19 protein-coding genes are annotated in these 19,815 nt (G+C 45.8%); 6 read left to right on the top strand and 13 right to left on the bottom strand.

Annotated features, from left to right (window positions below):
• Positions 1-4 precede the first annotated feature (4 nt).
• From OI18_RS11775 to OI18_RS24540, 6 genes are all read right to left on the bottom strand, one after another.
• Complete coding sequence (locus OI18_RS11775) at positions 5-1,474, bottom strand: oligosaccharide flippase family protein (RefSeq protein ID WP_039140067.1); 1,470 nt, start codon at positions 1,472-1,474, stop codon at positions 5-7.
• On the bottom strand, positions 1,461-2,675 hold the full coding sequence (locus OI18_RS11770) for an O-antigen ligase family protein (RefSeq protein WP_160290225.1): 1,215 nt from the start codon (positions 2,673-2,675) through the stop codon (positions 1,461-1,463). Before OI18_RS11770 ends, OI18_RS11775 begins: the two co-directional genes overlap by 14 nt.
• A gap of 160 nt (positions 2,676-2,835) precedes the next feature.
• Positions 2,836-3,318, bottom strand: coding sequence for a transcription termination/antitermination protein NusG (locus OI18_RS11765; protein ID WP_152616807.1), 483 nt, complete (start codon positions 3,316-3,318; stop codon positions 2,836-2,838).
• A 168-nt stretch (positions 3,319-3,486) separates the two neighbouring features.
• Positions 3,487-5,715 (bottom strand): GumC family protein, encoded by a 2,229-nt coding sequence (locus tag OI18_RS11760; RefSeq protein WP_160290224.1) that lies wholly within the window; start codon positions 5,713-5,715, stop codon positions 3,487-3,489.
• 110 nt (positions 5,716-5,825) lie between these two features.
• A complete protein-coding gene (locus OI18_RS11755; RefSeq protein WP_240312762.1) occupies positions 5,826-6,557 on the bottom strand; it encodes a polysaccharide biosynthesis/export family protein in 732 nt (243 codons plus the stop codon).
• Between the two features lie 136 nt (positions 6,558-6,693).
• Entirely contained in the window at positions 6,694-6,921 is a 228-nt protein-coding gene (locus tag OI18_RS24540; protein WP_152616806.1) for a hypothetical protein, read from the bottom strand.
• A gap of 24 nt (positions 6,922-6,945) precedes the next feature.
• Between OI18_RS24540 and OI18_RS11750 the strand changes: the two genes are divergently transcribed.
• Positions 6,946-7,212 carry a hypothetical protein gene (locus tag OI18_RS11750; protein WP_152616805.1) on the top strand — a complete coding sequence of 89 codons (267 nt, stop codon included), beginning with the start codon at positions 6,946-6,948 and terminating at the stop codon, positions 7,210-7,212.
• A 2-nt stretch (positions 7,213-7,214) separates the two neighbouring features.
• A complete protein-coding gene (locus OI18_RS11745; RefSeq protein WP_039140061.1) occupies positions 7,215-9,179 on the top strand; it encodes a PKD domain-containing protein in 1,965 nt (654 codons plus the stop codon).
• A gap of 61 nt (positions 9,180-9,240) precedes the next feature.
• On the opposite strand, the gene OI18_RS11740 is transcribed toward OI18_RS11745, so the two are convergent.
• The 4 genes from OI18_RS11740 to OI18_RS11725 form a co-directional block, all read right to left on the bottom strand.
• A complete protein-coding gene (locus OI18_RS11740) occupies positions 9,241-9,981 on the bottom strand; it encodes a GNAT family protein (RefSeq protein WP_039140060.1) in 741 nt (246 codons plus the stop codon).
• A gap of 56 nt (positions 9,982-10,037) precedes the next feature.
• Positions 10,038-12,134 (bottom strand): sialate O-acetylesterase, encoded by a 2,097-nt coding sequence (locus tag OI18_RS11735; protein ID WP_039140059.1) that lies wholly within the window; start codon positions 12,132-12,134, stop codon positions 10,038-10,040.
• 412 nt (positions 12,135-12,546) lie between these two features.
• Entirely contained in the window at positions 12,547-14,178 is a 1,632-nt protein-coding gene (groL, locus tag OI18_RS11730; protein ID WP_039140058.1) for a chaperonin GroEL, read from the bottom strand.
• A gap of 61 nt (positions 14,179-14,239) precedes the next feature.
• The gene (locus tag OI18_RS11725) at positions 14,240-14,521 is read right to left on the bottom strand and encodes a co-chaperone GroES (protein ID WP_039140057.1); all 282 of its coding nucleotides are present in this window, start codon (positions 14,519-14,521) and stop codon (positions 14,240-14,242) included.
• Between the two features lie 300 nt (positions 14,522-14,821).
• Between OI18_RS11725 and nusB the strand changes: the two genes are divergently transcribed.
• The 4 genes from nusB to coaE are packed head-to-tail and all read left to right on the top strand — an operon-like array spanning position 14,822 to position 17,234.
• A complete protein-coding gene (gene nusB / locus OI18_RS11720; RefSeq protein ID WP_039140056.1) occupies positions 14,822-15,745 on the top strand; it encodes a transcription antitermination factor NusB in 924 nt (307 codons plus the stop codon).
• 33 nt (positions 15,746-15,778) lie between these two features.
• Positions 15,779-16,249 carry a DUF1573 domain-containing protein gene (locus OI18_RS11715; RefSeq protein WP_039140055.1) on the top strand — a complete coding sequence of 157 codons (471 nt, stop codon included), beginning with the start codon at positions 15,779-15,781 and terminating at the stop codon, positions 16,247-16,249.
• 23 nt (positions 16,250-16,272) lie between these two features.
• The gene (gene yajC / locus OI18_RS11710; protein ID WP_039140053.1) at positions 16,273-16,611 is read left to right on the top strand and encodes a preprotein translocase subunit YajC; all 339 of its coding nucleotides are present in this window, start codon (positions 16,273-16,275) and stop codon (positions 16,609-16,611) included.
• The gene (gene coaE / locus OI18_RS24230; protein WP_072038995.1) at positions 16,611-17,234 is read left to right on the top strand and encodes a dephospho-CoA kinase; all 624 of its coding nucleotides are present in this window, start codon (positions 16,611-16,613) and stop codon (positions 17,232-17,234) included. Before yajC ends, coaE begins: the two co-directional genes overlap by 1 nt.
• On the opposite strand, the gene OI18_RS11700 is transcribed toward coaE, so the two are convergent.
• The 3 genes from OI18_RS11700 to OI18_RS11690 all read right to left on the bottom strand — a co-directional run bounded on the left by OI18_RS11700 (position 17,137) and on the right by OI18_RS11690 (position 19,787).
• Positions 17,137-17,730 carry a serine O-acetyltransferase gene (locus tag OI18_RS11700; protein WP_052273132.1) on the bottom strand — a complete coding sequence of 198 codons (594 nt, stop codon included), beginning with the start codon at positions 17,728-17,730 and terminating at the stop codon, positions 17,137-17,139. The two genes, coaE and OI18_RS11700, sit on opposite strands and share 98 nt — an antisense overlap.
• Positions 17,731-17,805: 75 nt before the next feature.
• Positions 17,806-18,996: a pyridoxal phosphate-dependent aminotransferase gene (locus OI18_RS11695; protein WP_039140051.1), complete on the bottom strand. Its 1,191-nt coding sequence runs from the start codon at positions 18,994-18,996 to the stop codon at positions 17,806-17,808.
• Positions 18,997-19,082: 86 nt separating this feature from the next.
• Complete coding sequence (locus tag OI18_RS11690; RefSeq protein WP_039140050.1) at positions 19,083-19,787, bottom strand: DUF4397 domain-containing protein; 705 nt, start codon at positions 19,785-19,787, stop codon at positions 19,083-19,085.
• Positions 19,788-19,815 lie beyond the last annotated feature (28 nt).

Here is a 19,815-nt window from a genome sequence, read left to right as displayed (position 1 = left end):
CTGTTTACTTATTGAAAGTTGAAAGCCTGTTCCGAAGCTCGTGCATACTCAGGCCATTCCTTGCCAGTGCAATAACCGCGAGAAGTGCAACGCCCCCCCAAAACAAAACAAATGCCAGCGGTGCATTGGTAACCTGGCATAGCCAATAGTAGATTAATACGATTCCGGCTAATGCGAGATAGTATAAAACAATATGCTGCACAGAGAGCATGCCTTTCCTGTATAAAGCGATATCCTGCAGCAGGTGGAAAAAGAAAAATGACGCCAGGATTGAATAGTTGACCACGGAAAGTGACCGTACTCCCGACAGGATGGTGAGGCACAATCCCAGGTAGACCACGAGACTGAGCACATTGAACAGCATGTCAAATTTTTCAAGCTTAATGGCAACCAGCAGGTTTGCCTGCAGCAACGCAGTGGGAAACACCAGCATTGTGAAAAACATTTCCCGGACATACGGTCCCGAAGCGGCAAATTTTTCTCCGAAAGCAAAAGGAACCAGCAGGTCGGAAAAGGAATACACAAACGTACAGCTCAAAAGGCCGAACAGGAAATAGCCGATAAAAGTAAAACGGAAAAAGTCAGTCAGCCCCTTCCTGTCATCTGTCCCCGCCATGCTCACGAATTTGGGAAATACGGTTGCAGAAAATATTACCGGAATAATCTGCGCGATGGAAAAGAGTTTATACCCGATCTCATAATTGGCAATATCGAGATCGGTAAGCATTTTCGAAATGATGATACTGCCGACCCGCCAGTAAATGACCGAAATGCTGCCTATGACAACAAATGCCCAGTTTTTGAATACGATCTGCCGGATGTCATCAAAGGAGATCCGGTATCTCAAAATGCCCCGAAGTGTCAGCAGACTTGATGAACTGATCCTGATGAACAGGTTCAGGGTAACCACCCGTAGTACTACTGAAAGCACTGAAAGTGCCACAATGGAAAAGGACTGGAAAACCAGGATGGTTCCAAGCAGCAATTTCAAAGATGATTCTATAAGCAGAACCATGAAGGACTTTTGCTGGTTCCGTTCTGCAATGTTCAGCGAACGCAGGGCGTAAATGAAGTTATCAAAGAGGATATTAATACCAACATAAACTGCCAGCTTACGTATCATGGGATCATCATACATGGTATAGGCTGCCACACAGTTAACCAGGTAGAATGCCACACCGAAATACAGCTGTAGTTTAAGGAACCTGTTAACGATGCCACGCTTATCTTCAGAATTGATGATCTCACGGGTAAACCATTGTCCCAGTCCCATCGTCGAAAAAGATGCGATCAACTGGTACATGGTATTGGCTACCAGGTAATCTGCAAAATCACCAACAGAGTAAGAGCGGGCGACTATGATAAAAAACAACCCCAGGAAAAAATTCTGCAAGATGTTTGAAAGCATTCCCCAGAGGCTGTTTTGCAACAAACCTTTCCCTGTTAATGCACCCAGTATTTTATTCATTCCCATGCTTCCACTCTTGATTTAAGGATTCAATACGGCTGATCAGCAGGCAGGTTATTGCACCTATCACCACACACATCCGGATATCGGTAAAAGAACAAACGGTAATGAAACCGATCAGCCAACTGATCAGGCTGGCTATCAGTACTATGCTGGTAAAGTCCTTTTGCCGGGTAAAAATATACCGGATGCCTTTCAGGACAGGTATTATGAAAAACGCCATGAAGGGGATAAATCCCAGTACCCCATATTCTACCAGGTATTTAAGGTACCCGCTTTCAGGCTGGTCATAATAAGTTATCTCACCTTCCGAGATCCAGTACTGGTCCACATAGTGTTTACCGACATAGTCCTGGTAGTTACCCACGCCGATACCAAGCATGGGTTGTTCACTGAAAATGACCAGGCCCTCATCCCAGAAAACGGATCGGGTGTCATACATATCTATCACGGTTGAATCACGGTTGAACAGCACAAAATCATCCTTGAAGATCCAGAGAATGGGTATTACCACAGCGATAAATGCCAGGAAGATCATCTTATACTCCATTTTGAGAAACAACAGGATGAATGCCAGTCCGGCGCATAAACCAAGGAATGCTGCCCGGGCGCCGGTAAAGAACAGCGCAACAACAGAAAGAACAAAAAGTGCAATGGGGACAATCGGGAACTTGTCAGTCTTTTTTATATCTGCAAGGAAGAAAAAGCTGATCGCAGCGAGATACTGCGCATATTTCTGCGGATCCTGGAAAAAGCTCGGATAACGAATACCGGCAAATGACAGGATATTCGGATTCAGTGCGGCCTCCGAATAAAACCCGAACACCCTTACGATCTCCACACCAAACAACATTTGCATCACCATGAAGAAAACGGAGAACAGCAGCCCGACCTTCATCCAGTTCATGACCGTTGATTCGAATTTCCTGTCAACCATACATTCGGTGATCAGCACTTTGCAGAAGATCACGTAAGACATAAAACGCAAAAGGTGCTGAAGGCCCTTGTCTACAAATTCTGAATGTAAGACACCGGCAACCAACAACACCAGTAGCAAATAAGTGATATAGGCGTATTCCGTATTTCTTCCCGGTTTATTGAATATCAGGAAAAATATGAAATACGTATAGGTAAGTACGTGAAAAAAAGAAAAGTAGAAACTCTTCGGCACCATATCAATAAACAACCATGGCAGAAAAAACAGCACATATTTAATGTACAGTTTGTTTTTTTCCTCAGTGCGTATTAGATGGAACGGGAAAAATGCTAATACCGCCATCAATATGATAACCACAATTGTAGACATAACAGGTCTATAGTCTTTGGATTATTTTATTATTGAATACTCGTTTTTTGGTGTATTGAATTTAAACTTTTGAACTGGCGATTTGCTCGAGAACATGGAGGAAAGCAACTTCTTTTCCATCTGACTCAGCAATCATAACAAAACCTAAGGAGGGAAGTGTGGCCTTAATGGTTTGATTTTTGATACCGACAATATCTCCTTCCCGGAGAAGGAAAGGCCCATGTGTAATTTGCGGAATGCAATTTTGTTTGACAGGAATCTCTTCGATATAAATATTGGAATAACGGTCAGTGAACACTTTGATCAGCTCGATTTCGTCGCGGCTGATTACTGCTGGTTCACTCAGGTAATACATGACATTTCTGATGCCGGGAATTGCCAGGACTTCTTTGACCTGGCCTTTCTGCAGTGAAAGAAAAATCAGGCTGTCAAAACATGTTTTATCCTGCGTCAGTTGTCCCATTACGGGATAGCAGATAAACTGTGCCCTGGGCTGTACATACTGGTAGCCGGATTTTTCCAGCTGCCTGAGAATTCTGGGCATCTCACTCACTTGCACGTTAAATGCAAACCAGCAGTAATTATCAGTTTTCTTTTCGCTCATTCCTTTCATAATTACATTCACTAAAATTAAATGCTTCGCTTCCTCAGTCACATAAGTGCAGAGTACTTTCCTTCTTTTGACTTTTACTTTTTTACTTCCAATCAGCTCTTACCGGGCGACTTTCAAATCGTACCCGAAACCATAGTGGCCACCATAGCCGTATGTGCGGCCAGCCACTCCCCTACTCCGAACTCCATTGAAAATTATGAGTGAATTCAGGGTATTACCGGATTGGGCGGCTGCTTCAAGCAACGTATTTCCATATTTCGGTGTAACACCATGCCTTACGATCAGCAGGCGCATATCGCACATCTGGCCGATCAGTTCCATGTTTGCATTGCTGGAAACCGGGGCAGAACATACCACTACGTAATCAAACTGTTCACGGGCAGTCCTGAGCAGGTTTTCAAGCTGGTGCTGGCTGGTAAGTTCTATCCCACCTTCCGTCATGGTGCCGGCAGGAATGAAACGCAGGCCGTATGCATCGGGCAGTTTGTGCACGATCTCATCCAGTCTCACGCCTTCTTCCTTCAGGTAGTTTGTAAATCCTTTTTCAACGTCCAGCCCGAACGCCTTGCTGTTCCCCAGAGTATCCACGTCCATGTCGATCAGCAACGTGCGTTTACCCGTTGCAGCAAGGCTGCAGGCCAGGTTTGCCGCGACGTATGATTTACCTTCCTTCCTGGTATATGATGAAATATAGAAAACCTTGTGATTAACATTTTTCTCCCCAAATGCGATCGCATTCCTCAACGACCGGATCTGTTCAATTACAGCGGATTTTTCCTTGTCATTGTAAACCAGGAATTTCTTCCTGCCGCTGTGAAATAATTCTGTTCCTACCGGAATGTCAGATAACTGTTCAATTTCCTTGCGGAAAAGAATCTTCTTGTTCATACCCTCCCGGAGGCTTACCAGCAGGATCACCGCAAAGGCGGAAAAGAGCAATGCACCCAAATAGATGTATCGCATTTTGGGACTGACTGGATAAATAGAAGATTCTGCCACATCGATGATCCGGGAATCGGCTTTGGCTGCCGCGTAGGACAATGCTGCTTCTTCCCTTCTTTCAAGCAGGTAAGAATAGATCTGATTCTTGATGGACTGCTGCCTGCTTATCTCGAGCAACTGCTTCTCTTTGCCCGGAATAGTCCGTAGCATGGAAGAATACCGGGTACCACTGCTCATCAGGTTCTGCCTCCCGATCTCCAGGTTGGTACGCTGGCTTTTGACAATTCCGAGGATGGAAGGTTTCAGTTTATTGATCTGTTCCTTCACATTCATTATTATGGGACTGTTCTCTCCTGTAGTGATCCTCAGTTTTGCGTATTGCTGCTGCGCATCGTTCAACTGTGTCAGCATCTGGGAAAGAGTCGGATCATCCACCATTAAAGCGGAAGTTCCGGCAGTCTGGTCCGTGCTGGCCTGGATATATCTTTCAACGGCATCCAATACCGCCAGCTTGGTATTCAGCTCCTGCACCATCCGCTCGTTCTGACCCACGTTCTCCAGGTATAACCGGCTTTGCTCACTGATATCGATCACACCGGCTGAAGTACGATAGTTCTGAATGGCAGATTCCACGGAGTCAAGCTGGCCGGCTGTGTACCGTAACCTCGCTTCCACCGAAGACAGCATATTACCAGCAAGCCTGTTCTTATCATCAACCTCTGCCTGCGTATAAAAATGCATGAGTTCATTCAGGATATCCTCTCCCCTTTTCGGATCAGTATCTTTTATACGCAGTTCAACAAGGCTCGCCAGTTTGTTACCGGTAATTACTTCGAGTCGCGACAGCAACTCCTGCTCTATCATTTTAGGACTAACCAGTACATAGTATATTTCACCGTTTGACGGCAGGTAACCATTGCTGTTATTCCGGAAGAAAATAGCTTCACCCCATTTTGTACGAACCCAGGAGTTCAATGCATAGGATGAATCACCAAACCGCACCGATCCTGCTTTTTCATCAAAAGCGAAATGAATCTTCTCAGCCGGTTTCATCTGGGCAGGATCCCGGAACAGCACTTTTACCGGGGCCTCCGAATAGAGGTCAACTGTACGGTACTTTTCCTTGCGTTTCACCTGGACATAAAGTCCAAGACTGTTCACCACCTGTTTGATGAATTTCCGGGACCGGAGTACTTCGATCTCGTTCTCCACGATTTTCTTACCCCGGAAAATATCCAGTGCTTCCAGCATCTGGGATTCATCAATACCTTTCTTCTCATCCTTGATCAGGATAGAGGCATTGATCTCGTAACTGCGCTGGATCCATTTGGAATAGATGAAAGCAAGCGAGAGGAAAATTACTGCTGAAAGGATGAACAACGGCAAGTACGGAAAATACTTAAACCATAAGTTTTTAAGAATGTTCTCCTCCTCATGTATCTTTTTATTACCACTTCCTGAAAACATAGTGTTAAGGATATTTTGTTGTTCTTAAATTATCGCCCATAACGGTCAAATATCACTGCTATAAATGCCAATGCACTCAGGATCGTCGGCAAAAGCTGTGTAGCCCTGCTGGTGCTTTGTACCTTGGCTTTATTTGATTCCACGTAAAGAATATCGTTTGTCTTCAGATAATAATAGGGAGACTTGAAAATCTCATCTGAATTTATGTTCATTCTCTTGGTGATGACCTTGTTATCTTCTTCCCTCACCAGTACTACATTGTCTCTTTTTGCAAACAATGTCATATCACCGGCAAGACCCAGTGCTTCCAGTACGTTCACCTTTTCATTCGTGATGTTCATTACCCCCGGTTTACCCACTTCCCCCAGGACGGTGACCCTAAAATTCAGGATGCGGATAGTAACGATGGGGTCAACCAATAATTGTTTTGCGAGCAATTCGTCACGGATATAGTTGGAAAGCGTGTTTTTTTCCAGCCCGGCAGCCCTGAGCCGGCCAAGCACGGGAAAATCGATCGAACCATCCGGCTGAATCAGGTACCCTGAAAGCTCGGCATACGCCGGGGTCATATTAATGGCATTAGTGGGAAGGGCATTAAAAACCGCACTGGCCTCGGGGTTAAGGCTCCTTACGGTGATACTGAGAATATCGCCCTTTTGCAGCACTGGCGTGAGGTTTTTTACGTTGAGCACATAATTGTTTTCATTCATCCCGTTAAAGTAACGGGCTTTTTCAGTACTTGCGCAAGCTGAAAACAGCATGACTATAACCAGTAATTTCCACAGACGGCAGTTAAAACAAAATCTCATAAGGGGGTCCCTTTGGATGCGTTAAAATATAAAATTTCTAATACAATTGGTAAAATATGCAGTAAAACTTCAACGTGAATTTCCGCACCTAAGGATAGTAGATCAGTTTACGGATTGGCCTCAAAAAGGATAGGATTGGACCTGAAACGGATGCGCAAATATATAGTCTCGCTTTGATAAGTGCACTGCCCGGGTCAAAAAAAATAAGTGGATTTGTGGCGACCGGTAGGCCCGTTATTGAGTTGATGTCCGGAAGCGGGGGAATAGCCGGGAGGAAAGTCCAGGCAAGCGGGTGTGAGAGCGGGATAGTTTTCATAAACGGCTATTTCATAAAGAGTTGTTGAAAAGAGTGGGATTTTCAAAAGATGGACCAGCGGTTTCCGGCCCGCCGGAATTTCATCGAAAAACGGCCTTTAAGGACAATAATATAGGGTACCTGCCTGTTGAAGAACCGGAAGCGATCCGTACCCGTAAAATGGCCTCTGTGGCCTGGTTGCGAACTATCACCCACGATCTGATGATAGTTTTCCCCAACGCGGTAAATGGCATTCTTGGCATGGTCCTTGTTTTTAGTGGGACTGCTATTTTAATCGCACAAATCCAATAGTTATGACAAAACCAGCACCACAAAAACTGGCAGGTAGAATTATTGCGTTTGCCGTACTCATGGGTTCCGGTATTATCGCAAAAGCACAAACCGGAGTAGTATTGCAAAGCTCTTTTGAGTCGTCCAACCTTTTAACCGGGGGATTCCAGGTAAAAGAAGGATGTTGCTCTTACTCCATGACGCAATCTACTGCACAGAAAAGAAGCGGTTCTAGCTCCATGAGAGTAGAACTAAGAAAATCAGACCCCGATGCCCAGTATGGTGGTAAAAGGGCTGAGTTAACTCACAACAATTCCAGTTCTCAAAGCGGTATTAATGCCAACCTACGTTGGTGGAAATTTTCTGCTTTCCTGCCTAAAGCATCCTATTCAGTTGACCAGGTTCCTGAGGCAATCGTACAGTGGCACGACAAGAATCCTAACACTTCTACAAGTCCCCCCCTGTCTCTCCAGGTAGTAAATGGCCGTTGGACAATCAACATCCGTTACAGCCTTACCAACTACACAACCAACCCCAACTATGTTGACAAGGTTTATGACATGGGTGCAGTTGCTTATGACACCTGGAACGACTGGGTATTCTATTATGATCCCCAGTACACCAGTAACGGTCGTGTGAAGGCATGGCACAATGGTAAACTTGTAATGGACTACACTGGTCCCTGTCATATCAATGGCAGTTGGTTCCCTTACTTCAAGGTAGGTATCTACAAGTGGATCTGGAGTGGTGGTAACTACCAGGGTAAACTGTCTACCAGCACGCTCAGGGCTTTCTACATCGATGATGTGAAGATCGCCGACAAAACAGCAACTGAAGCCAGCATGGTAGGAACTACAAGCTCAACCGGCCAGGCTCCTGTAGCGAACGCAGGTTCTGATGTAAATGTGACCCTTCCGACCAATTCAGCAAACCTGACCGGTTCTCTTTCGAAAGATCCTGATGGCAGTATTTCAACTTACCGCTGGAGCCAGGTTTCCGGTCCGTCTACATCAACAATCGGTACTGCTACAACTGTAGGCACTAAGGTATCCAACCTCGTTAAAGGTGTATATGTTTACCGCCTTACTGTAACCGACAACTCCGGTAATACAGACACAGATGATGTAACGGTGAATGTGTCAACCACAACATCAACTACCAACCAGGCTCCGACTGTTAGCGCAGGTACTGCTAAAACACTTACCCTGCCGACTAATGCGGTAAGTCTTGCCGGTACAGCATCTGATGCCGATGGTTCAATCGCGAGCTACAGGTGGGCACAGGCCTCCGGTCCAAGCACAGCGACTTTCTCCAGCACAACAGCTGCAACAGTTACCGTTTCCAAGTTGGTAGCAGGAACATATGCCTTCAGGCTGACAGCAACGGATAATAAAGGAGCAACTGCTGCTTCAAATGTAAGTGTTGTCGTGAAAGCTTCTGGCGGTAACCAGCTTCCTGTAGTAGATGCAGGAGTTGCGAAAACAGTTACTCTTCCGACCAACACGGTACAATTGGTTTCCACTTCATCTGATCCCGACGGTACTATTGCAAAATATGTATGGTCACAGGTATCAGGTCCGAACAAGGCAACCTTCAACAACACAGCATGGAAAGCTCCGATCCTTTCCAACCTGGTTGCAGGAACATACCAGTTCAAGCTGACTGTAACAGACGATAAAGGTGGAGTTTCTTCAGATGTGACAACTGTGACAGTGAAAGCGGCTACATCAACAGCATCTACACTTACAGTTAACCCGTCACCTGTTTATACAACAATGACGATGACGCTGAACAACTCACTGACAGGAAGTGCTACTGTAAGCATCTATTCCTCAACCGGAACAAGAGTGCACTACAGCAGCATCAGCAAAACAGGTACTACTTTCTCGAAGAGTTATAACCTGAGCACCCTGCCAGCTGGATACTATACTCTGAGTGTATATTTTGCGAACAAACCTGCGATCACTAAAAAGTTCCAGGTACTTTAATAACCCGTGAAGACTCAGATAAGCCAAGGCTGCCTCAATATTGAGGCAGCCTTTTTTTGGCTTATTTATTTAACATTTTGAGCCTGATGGCCAGTTGTCTCAAAACGTAATACCCGAGGGTATAATAATTCGCGGTTGTTTTCTGCTGGGCGCCGAAGTTTAATTTGAAGTCAAGGAGACTGTCAATCACTTTTTCAGAATGGGTTTCCATGTATCCGCCAAAATCATAGCTGAGAATCCCCATCTCCCTGAATTCCTTCATATCCCAAAAATGCAGATATTTATTGGCCTTCCCGATTTTATTTTTATCGAAATTCTCGTCGAATCGCCGTGACGCGGACTGCATTAACCTGACAATTTTCTGATCATGATCCACAATGAAGCTGTGGGCAGCCAGCACTTCACCGTCGAGCTCGGCATAGCAGATCCTGAACGAATCGCCGTAACCCTTCAGGCGAGAAGCCGATTCCGCCGGCAATCCCTTTGTTGCAGCAAAATCATTGTAGAATTTGACGAACTTGTCCATGTCGTTATCGAAATAGCATTTCACCCCGCTTTTTTCCGCTGCACGGATATGGGTCCTGAATGTACTGGAAAACGACCCGAATATTTCTTCTTCAGTCCTGCCCAGGTCAAGCTCAACAGTATGGTTTGCCGCTTTCACCAGCAAGGGACTTGAAATATCCTTCCGCAAATGGTTATATACATTCAATCCGGCCAGCCGCCAAAACCCGCCGGGATAAATAAACCAGTATTCATTCACAGGAAGAACTGACAAAAACTTTCTTTTTATCTGGATCATGGTTTATGGGTTTGCGAAATGCCAAGCTAATTAAAAAACAGGATTTAGATCTTTCCTCAATTCATGCGGACCAGCCGTCCCGTGTAAATATCGGTTCCGGTGATGATCCGAACTACGTACATACCGGGTTTGAGGTCGAGCACTTCGCCGATTGAAAACAGGTTATTTCCTTTTTGCAGCATGATGGTCCGGGTGGTATTCATCCGACCGTTCTGGTCAAAGATCTGGATCGTTGCAGATCCTGCTTCTTTTACAGAGAGTCCGGCCATAGCCTGGTCTTTTGCCGGGTTGGGGAATAGTTTTAATCCGTCAGTGAAGGAAAGCCTGTTGTTCACAGCAACCTCATGACTGTAGATTATTTTTCCATTGAAATTGAATGCCTTGATCCGGTAGAAATTCTTTTCGCTGGAAGGCTTTGTATCGGAATAATCATACTGGGCTTTACCTGCTAGCAGTGAACCAGGTACAGTGGCAATCGTAGAATACTTGTTGCCGTTCTGGCTTCTCTCTACTTCAAAATATTCGAAATCGTTATTGTTCTCGATCTGCCAGTACAGGTTATTCCTGCCGTTCACCGGCGTAATGCGCAGCGTCAACGGATCTGCGGGAAGCGGGTCAAAAGCGGCAATGCCTGAGATCGAAAAACTAACCATCTGCATTCCGTCTGAATTCACAATTACCGGATTGTTATCGTGATAATCATTGCGATACGTGAGCCCGGTCGGATTGTTGATCGTTCCTGCATTCATTGTATAGTTGATGCGCAATACATTATATGGACTACCAGTTGCCCCGGTATTCTGGATCGCCACAGAATTAATGGTATAGTTACCTCCTTCGAGATTGAACCGCGACCTGATATCGCCGGTAACCGCGGTTACAGAATATGTGTCGCCCGGTTTGTCAAACGACATGGTTACCTGGCCGGAAGATCCCCCGGAAAAATAAAGCGGAGATACTTTACGGGGTTGAGGAGTGGTGTAGTTGTCATTAGTAACCGGTGCACCATACACCTGGTTATTAATGAGACTGAATAACCTGTTACCGATCTGTTTATAGCCTGCATAATAATAGTGGCATTCATCGCCATATTGTGGGATGCCATTAGTTCCTACCAATGTTCTTTTTGCAGGGTCTGCAGCCACAATTTCACGATGTGCTTCCTGGATAGCCAGAACGCGGTCTTTTGCGGCCGGAGAATTTTCATTATTGCTGCAACCAGGCCTGATTTGGACTATATAATATTTTTCAGCAGGTCCGTAATCCAGCGTCCAGGCATTATAAATCTGAGTGAAGTTGTTTATATAACTTGTTTTATTCGTTGCCGGGTCTCCGTTGATAGTGTTTGATTCACCCTGGTACCATATAAAGGCGCGGATCTTGCCAACCAGTCCTGCTTCGGTGAGGCGGGTAAGTTCACGTCCATAGTTTGTGGACGTTGAAAAATGGTTCGCAGCGGGCAGGTAATATTCAATCGGCTCACCTCGTTCTGCACCATTCATAATACATACAGGAACTCCTTGTGTTCTTATTATCTCGCGTGCAAGTCGCATTCCCACCTGACCTGTATTACCATTCTGGAAAGCATTTGTATTTCCATTTCCTATAAACCATTGTTTGGTATAGTTATCAATGCTCCCACCATATACCCGCACAAAATTTATGTTACCGCCAACATCTGTATTTACATCAGGATTGCTGTTGTCACCGGGAAAGCCGCCCCCCGACTCCATTTTCCTGGATTCGGCATTTGACTGACCCGAGATAAAGTAAACGTCACCAGCTACCAATTCGCCAACCTGCTTCGTAGTCCAATTAAAATCATTTTCCAGGTTCACCTGGTAATTCGCAAGTTCTGCCGTTATCTCAAATGTCACATCAAAAGACTGGTTTGGCGTAAGTACTTCTGTTTTAACCAGACTTCCTTCACGGTATAATCTTAATCGCGGCAATGCAAGACTATTGTTCAGGGTACCTTTCACCCGAACAGTGCCTTTATTTGTCTGAATTGAACGAGGGTAAAATTGTTTCTGCATTGGCCAGATATCCCAGGTGCCAAATGCATCTGTTACCTGCGCTGAAGTAAACAAGTAAGTAAATACGGAAACCAGAGCAAGGGTAGCCCTTTTGGTACGGAATGTAGAAGTACGCATCTTAATATCCCAATTCTTTTTGAGGTTAAATCAAGCCAACCAAGAAAGGAAATTCAATAAGGGATATTTGGAAAGGTTTAATGCGGTTCTCCGAGGAATCAACACAAAAATAATTTTTTTACTGAGAATATTAAATCCAGAAAAAAACTTATTTATCCACGGGGAAAAATACCCCCCTAACAACTACATATATACTATTAGTTAATATGGTATTTTTTGCAGCTACCAGGGTAAAATATCGGCCACACATTAACGCAAGGCAATACACGCAAACAGGATACCAGCTGGGAATCAGCTGGATTTTCGGTCACCCGCTGGGTTAAGAGGGAAAAAATTACCTCAGGGTGGCGAAGCCGCATAAAAAAACCCCGTTGCAACAGCAACGGGGTCCTTAATATTAATGATGTGGATATTAATATCCCATATCGCCCATTCCGCCACCTGGCATTGCAGGCGCTTCTTCTTTCTTAGGCTTGTCGGCAACCACACACTCAGTGGTCAGCAGCATACCGGCAATTGAAGCTGCATGCTCAAGGGCAACACGACCTACTTTAGTAGGATCGATTACACCAGACTTCAGCAGGTTCTCGAACTGCTCAGTGCGGGCGTTGAAACCGAAATCACCCTTACCCTCGCGGATCTTGTTGATGATAACGCTTCCTTCCAGGCCGGCATTCTCAACGATGATACGGAGAGGAGCTTCGAGCGCACGACGAACGATCTGTGCACCCAGTTTCTCGTCTTCGTTACCGCTGCGGAAATTATCCAGCGCGCTGATGGCACGGATGAATGCAGTACCACCGCCAGGAACGATTCCTTCTTCTACGGCAGCACGTGTTGCATGCAGTGCATCGTCAACGCGGTCTTTCTTTTCTTTCATTTCAACTTCAGTTGCAGCACCAACATTCAGTACAGCAACACCACCGCTCAGCTTGGCAAGACGCTCCTGCAGTTTCTCCCGGTCATAGTCAGATGTAGTTGATTCGATCTGCGCTTTGATCTGGTTGATACGTGCATTGATGTCTTCTTTCTTTCCTTTACCACCAACGATAACAGTATTGTCTTTGTCGATAGTGATGGAAGAAGCCTGTCCGAGGTAGCTCAGGTCAGCATTCTCCAGTTTGAAACCCTGCTCTTCGCTGATCACCACACCTTTGGTGAGGATCGCGATATCCTGCAGCATTTCCTTACGACGGTCACCGAAGCCCGGAGCTTTAACAGCTGCAACCTTCAGGGTACCACGCAGTTTGTTTACCACCAGCGTAGCCAGTGCTTCACCTTCCAGGTCCTCAGAGATGATCACGAGCGGACGACCACCCTGTGCAACTTTCTCAAGAATGTGGAGGATATCTTTCATTGCACTGATCTTCTTGTCGTAGATCAGGATGTATGGATTCTGCAGTTCAACTTCCATCTTTTCGCTGTTGGTAACGAAATATGGAGAGATATAACCGCGGTCGAACTGCATACCTTCTACAACTTCAACAGTTGTATCAGTTCCTTTTGCTTCTTCAACAGTGATCACGCCATCCTTACCAACTTTTGCCATCGCCTCAGCGATCAGCTTTCCGATTTCGTTATCGTTGTTGGCAGAGATAGATGCAACTGCTTCGATTTTCTTGTTGTCGTTACCAACTGCCTGGCTCTGTGCCTTCAGGGCGTCAACAACTTTTTCAACAGCTTTGTCGATACCACGCTTCAGGTCCATCGGGTTTGCACCTGCTGCTACGTTCTTCAGACCTTCTGTAATGATGGCCTGCGCAAGTACAGTTGCGGTAGTTGTACCGTCACCTGCAACATCTGCTGTTTTGCTGGCTACTTCTTTCACCATCTGGGCGCCCATGTTCTCGATCGGATCTTCCAATTCGATCTCTTTAGCAACGGTAACACCGTCCTTAGTTACTGCAGGTGCGCCGAATTTCTTTTCAATTACCACGTTACGGCCTTTAGGACCGAGGGTTACTTTAACTGCGTTTGCAAGGGTATCTACCCCACGCTTCATTCTGTTCCTGGCCTCGATATCGAAAAAAATCTGTTTTGCCATAGTATTTTACTTTAATAAGATTTACTAAATAATTAAAAACATTACATCAACGCTCCGGCAATTAAACGATTGCCAGGATGTCGCTCTCGCGCATGATCAGGTAATCAGCACCTTCGAGCTGCAGTTCTGTGCCTGCATATTTTCCATAGAGTACTGTATCACCCACCTTTACAGTCATGGGTTCATCTTTCTTCCCGTTGCCTGCAGCTACGATTGTTCCGCGCTGGGGCTTCTCTTTAGCGGTATCAGGAATGATGATACCACCAGCAGTCTTCTCTTCAGCAGGGGCTGGCTTAACAACCACCCTGTCGTGCAAAGGAGTAATGTTCAACTTCTTAGCCATATTAATTGGTTTTTAAATAAGTGAGTAATTTCTGGGAGCAACGCTCCAAAAGGCTCGCAAAGCTAATCGAAATACATGCCAATTCAATCAAACCCGTATTGAAAAGGTCATTTTAGCAGTCTGCCTCTCTCCCGCTCCTGTCAAGCCATGTTGTTATGTCGCTCGTTTCCGGCCGGATGCCAATTTTTCAGCAGCACGCTGCCGTTTTGCTGCCATGATTTGGCGTTTCGCAGTGTCCATTCGTTTGGAGGCTGCCCCTAAATCCTGTAGCTTTGCCGCCTCAACAAAGTTCTTGGAGGTATGATCAGCAGACGAAATATCCGGGTAAAAGTAATGCAGACCTTATACGCATTGGATTCGATCGACCAGGCAGCGAAACCCGGGGAACCCGTAAAATTATTACAGAAACAGTTTGACCACACCCGCCAGCTACTGGTATACATGATCCATTTTCTCACCGAGCTGATGAGATATGCCGAAACCGATGCCAGGAACAGGGCTTCCAAACACCTTCCCACAGCAGCGGACCTTGAAGTAAATACCAAGATTGCAGGTAACACGCTATTATGGAAAGTCCTGGAAGACCAATCTTACACCATTGCCCTGAACAACGACAACGCCGACCGTTTCCTCGATAAGGAACTGGTCCGCAAGCTCTATCTCGAACTGGTTGAAACACCCGAATACCAGTCTTACATCTCCCGCCAGAGCCGCGAACCGAAGGATGAAAAAGCCATCGTGGATTATATTTACAGTAACCTCATGATCACCAATGAGAAGTTTACCAGTCACCTCGAAGAGCAATTCAACAACTGGGACGATGACTGCGAAATGGTGAACCTGCTGGTACAGAACTATCTCAACAAACCCGGCTCTTACCAGTTCAGCAAGATCCTCAGCGACGAAAAATGGCAGTTCGCCAAAAACCTCCTTCAGACAGTAATGGAAAAGAACGAGGTCACCCTCGACATGATCAAGCCCAAACTCAAGAACTGGGACCCTGAAAGGATAGCTACGCTCGATATGATCCTGATGCAGATGGGCGTTTGTGAATTTCTTTACTTCGAAACCATTCCGCCCAAGGTTACCATCAATGAATATATTGACCTGGCAAAGGAATACAGCACCAACCAGAGCGGACAGTTTGTCAATGGCATCCTGGATAACATTCACAAAGACCTGGTGCGTGACGACAAGCTGCACAAAGTAAGTTTCCGGAAATAGTTTCTTCAATCCTTATTTTTGAAAAAAACTGACATGCGTACCTACCTACTTTCATTTGCACTGATCGCAATATCAGCGGCTGCCTGCCAGAACAGCGGAGACAAAAGTGCTTCGGCGAATGCAGGGCAAAGTCCTGTTGATCCGCATATCCAGTCGGCCCAAAACGTTGACAGCAGCACATTCACAAAGATCGAGTGGCTCGACAACGACCGTGATTTCGGTAAAGTGAATGAAGGCCAGAAGGTAGAAGTTACCTTCCGGTTTAAAAACACGGGTGACAATCCCCTGATCATTTACTCCGTATCACCGGGTTGCGGCTGCACAGCTGCCGAGCCGCCCAAAGAGCCCATCCTGCCGGGCAAAGAAGGTTTGATCAAAGGAAGCTTCGACAGTAACGGACGTCCGGGCACCAACAACAAATCGATTTTTGTAAAGGCCAATACACTGGGAGGAATGGATCACACCCTTCGTTTCAAGGTAGAGGTTCAGGGAACAAAACAATAAATTTACTTTTCAAACCATAAACAATGACCAATTTAGTTTTCTTACAGGCTGCCGGTGGTAATGCCGGTATGTTCCAGTTAGTATTGCTCGGTGGTATGATCCTGGTGTTCTGGCTCTTTATGATCCGTCCCCAGGCCAAAAAAGCCAAGCTTGCCAAACAGTTCCAGGAGAATATGCAAAAAGGCGATAAAATCGTGACCATAGCTGGTATTCATGGCAGAGTTAACAAGGTTAATGAAGACGGTACTATTGAAGTTGAAACCAGCCCGGGTAGCTATATGAAGATTGAAAAATCTGCTATCTCCCTGGAATGGACACAGAATGTCAACAAGGGTGCTGTAGCAACAGCAGACAAAAAATAATGCTACGTGTAGGCATAACAGGGGGTATCGGTAGCGGCAAAACAATTGTTGCGAAAGTATTTGCCGGTATCGGTATCCCTGTCTACAATGCTGATAGTGCCGCTAAGCGGCTGATGGAAGAAGACCCTGCCCTGCGTGAATCCATCATGGCACATTTTGGCACCTCCGCCTACCTGGAAGGAAAACTCAACCGCCCTTTCATTTCTTCCATCGTTTTCCACGACAAGAAAAAACTTGATCTTCTCAATTCACTGGTTCACCCCGCTACTATCCGCGACGGCGAAAAATGGATGCATAACCAGGGAACGCCATATGCCCTCAAAGAAGCCGCATTGATCTTTGAGACCGGTTCCCAGTCAAACCTGGATCTTGTGATCGGTGTATATGCGCCACAGCACCTGCGTATTCACCGCGTAATGCAACGCGACAAAGTTTCGCGGGAGGAAGTGATTAAACGGATGGAGAACCAGATCAGTGAAGAGATCAAAATGAAATTATGCGATTATGTCATCGTTAATGATGACCTTAAACTGGTTGTTCCCCAGGTGTTACAGGTGCATGATGACTTGCTGAAGGCAGCACAAAATCAATATAGCCCTCTACCGGATTCTGCTTCGGAATGATCTTGCCGGGGTTGCCTAATACAATTGAATTATCCGGAACGTCAAAGTTGACATAAGCATTCGGAGCAACAAGCACATTCGATCCTACTTTTATTTTTCCCACCAGAACCGCATTGGTACCGAGCCAGACATTGTCTCCCAGTTCAGGGCATCCCATATTACTGCCGCGATTTGCCTGGCCAAGGGTTACGCCATGTGTGATGTTGCAATTCCGGCCGATCTTAACTTTCCCGTTGATCACGATCGGGCCAAAATGGGAAATATAAAATCCTTCCCCGATTTGTGTGCTCGGAAAGATCTGGAATCCGTATTTGAATGAATAATGGCGAAGAAGAATTCTCCATAAAAGCCCGCTGGGGGAATAGGTATTAGTTGCACCTGCTTTCCGCAGCAGGAAGGTGTAGCGAAAACCCGGGTTCATCAATCCTTTAAACAGTCCTTTCACTCCGGTCAATCCTCCATAACGGTAAAGATCTGCCTTGATTTTGCTGTCCATATTGGGAAATGATATTAGTCTGGCCTGTATAAGTAAAGTTATGCGAAGCACAGGTCTTCGCATAACTTTAAGTGTTTAATGAAGTTTACCGAGCACCCCTTTGATCCTTGCCATGCCTTCCTCTATTTTAGGAAGACTGTTGGTGAAAGCAATACGAATGCATTTGTCTTCACCGAAAGCTTTGCCCGTAACCGTTGTCACGTGCGCATTCTCGAGGATATAAAAGCAGAGTTCGTCTGCATTGTTGACTTTAGTGGTACCATCGGATTTTCCGAAATAGGATGATACATCAGGGAATACATAAAATGCACCGTCCGGCTCATTGCATGTAACACCCGGAATATTATTCAGCAGTGACATGATCACTTTCTTCCTTTCGCCGAACTCCTTCACCATTTCAAGGCTGGGTTTCAGATCGGCGGTCAGCGCGGTAATTGCTGCACGTTGGGTAACGGCATTGGCCCCGCTTGTTATTTGTCCCTGGATCTTCTCGCAGGCTTTCACTATTGCCGGATCTCCCGCAATATAACCCAGGCGATATCCCGTCATTGCAAAGCCTTTGCTCAGCCCGTTGATGATGATCACGCGATCTTTAATGTCGTCGAACTGCGCAATGCTTTCATGTTTCCCGTTGTAATTGATATACTCATAGATCTCATCACTCATGATGTATACCTGCGGATGCTTACGGAACACTTCTGCAAGCCCTTCCAGTTCAGCCTTCGAATACACGGCACCGGTAGGATTACAGGGTGAAGAGAACATGAACAATTTCGTTTTCGGGGTAATGGCTGCGTCAACCTGTTCAGGACTAACCTTATACCCTTCCCTGGCACCTGTGCGGATCATAACAGGAACCCCTTCTGACATCTTTACTATTTCGGAGTAAGAAACCCAGTAAGGAGTAGGGATCACCACTTCATCGCCCGTATCTACCAATGCCATGATCAGGTTGGCGATACTTTGTTTGGCTCCTGTGGAAACGAGAATATTTTCCGGCTTATAATCGAGGTTGTTATCACGTTTCAATTTGGTGCATATGGCTTCTCTCAGGTCAGGATATCCGGCTACCGGCGGATAATGACTCCAGTTTTCTTCAACTGCCTTCTTTGCAGCGTCCTTGATATGAGCAGGAGTATCAAAATCTGGTTCACCAAGGCTGAGATCAATCACATCAAATCCTTTGGCACGCAGTTCACGGCCCATTTTGGCCATCCGGAGCGTTTCCGGTTCGCTGAAACGTTGCAGTCGCGATGATAGTGACATTTCGTTAATAAAGTTGTTGGTTCTTAAATCGATTGCTTGACAACCTGTAAAAATAACGAAATCACAGACGTGAAGCGCATGAAGAATTATTTCGCCTGCACAACAGTAAGAACGGTCGGTTGTTTGTTCCCTGTTCCGAACTGCTCCCCTATTGCAACCAGTGAGTAAAGTGTATTTTCGGTGAAAGTGATTTCCTTCGATTCGAGAACACTGTCAACCGCAAGCAGTTCCATTCGCCAGGTGCCTGGCTTGAACTGGGTGCCGAACGATGAATTAAATGAACCTGACTGGCCGATAAAAACATCCCCTACTGACACGGTAACAGTGTCAGGATTCCGGATCAGCCTTAGTCCCAGCGCCTGCTCTCCCGCAACCGCATTGATGAACCTCGCCTTTGCCAGCGTATCAACAGGAGCGACTTCGTCTTTGAGGATGAGCCATGATCCGTTGGTACCCACTACCGTATCATATTGAATTACGGTATAATATTCATCTGCCTCCCAATGAAAGAATTTGTTACCGATCGGCGCACCTGAACCCACCTGGAAGGATGTTGAATGAAGCCCGGGTCTCGCCGGCAGGTAAGTATTTATGCTGTTTCCGCTGGACTCTCCATAAGGGATGGGCACGTCATTCACCTGCAGGTTATCCAGTAACAGCGTTACCGGCTCGCTTTCAAGCCCAGCATTGATGATCGTGATCCGCGCTTTGGGGCCACTGTCGGTTTCATCTTCCTGCTTCAGGCAGGAAGCGAACAAAATGGCTATTAATAACCCGGCAAATATTTTCATGATAGAATTCAAAACGCAAAAATTCAAA

Source organism: Flavihumibacter solisilvae (assembly GCF_000814475.1).
GTDB classification, from domain to species: Bacteria; Bacteroidota; Bacteroidia; order Chitinophagales; family Chitinophagaceae; genus Flavihumibacter; species Flavihumibacter solisilvae.
This window is presented reverse-complemented; position numbering and strand designations above follow the sequence as displayed.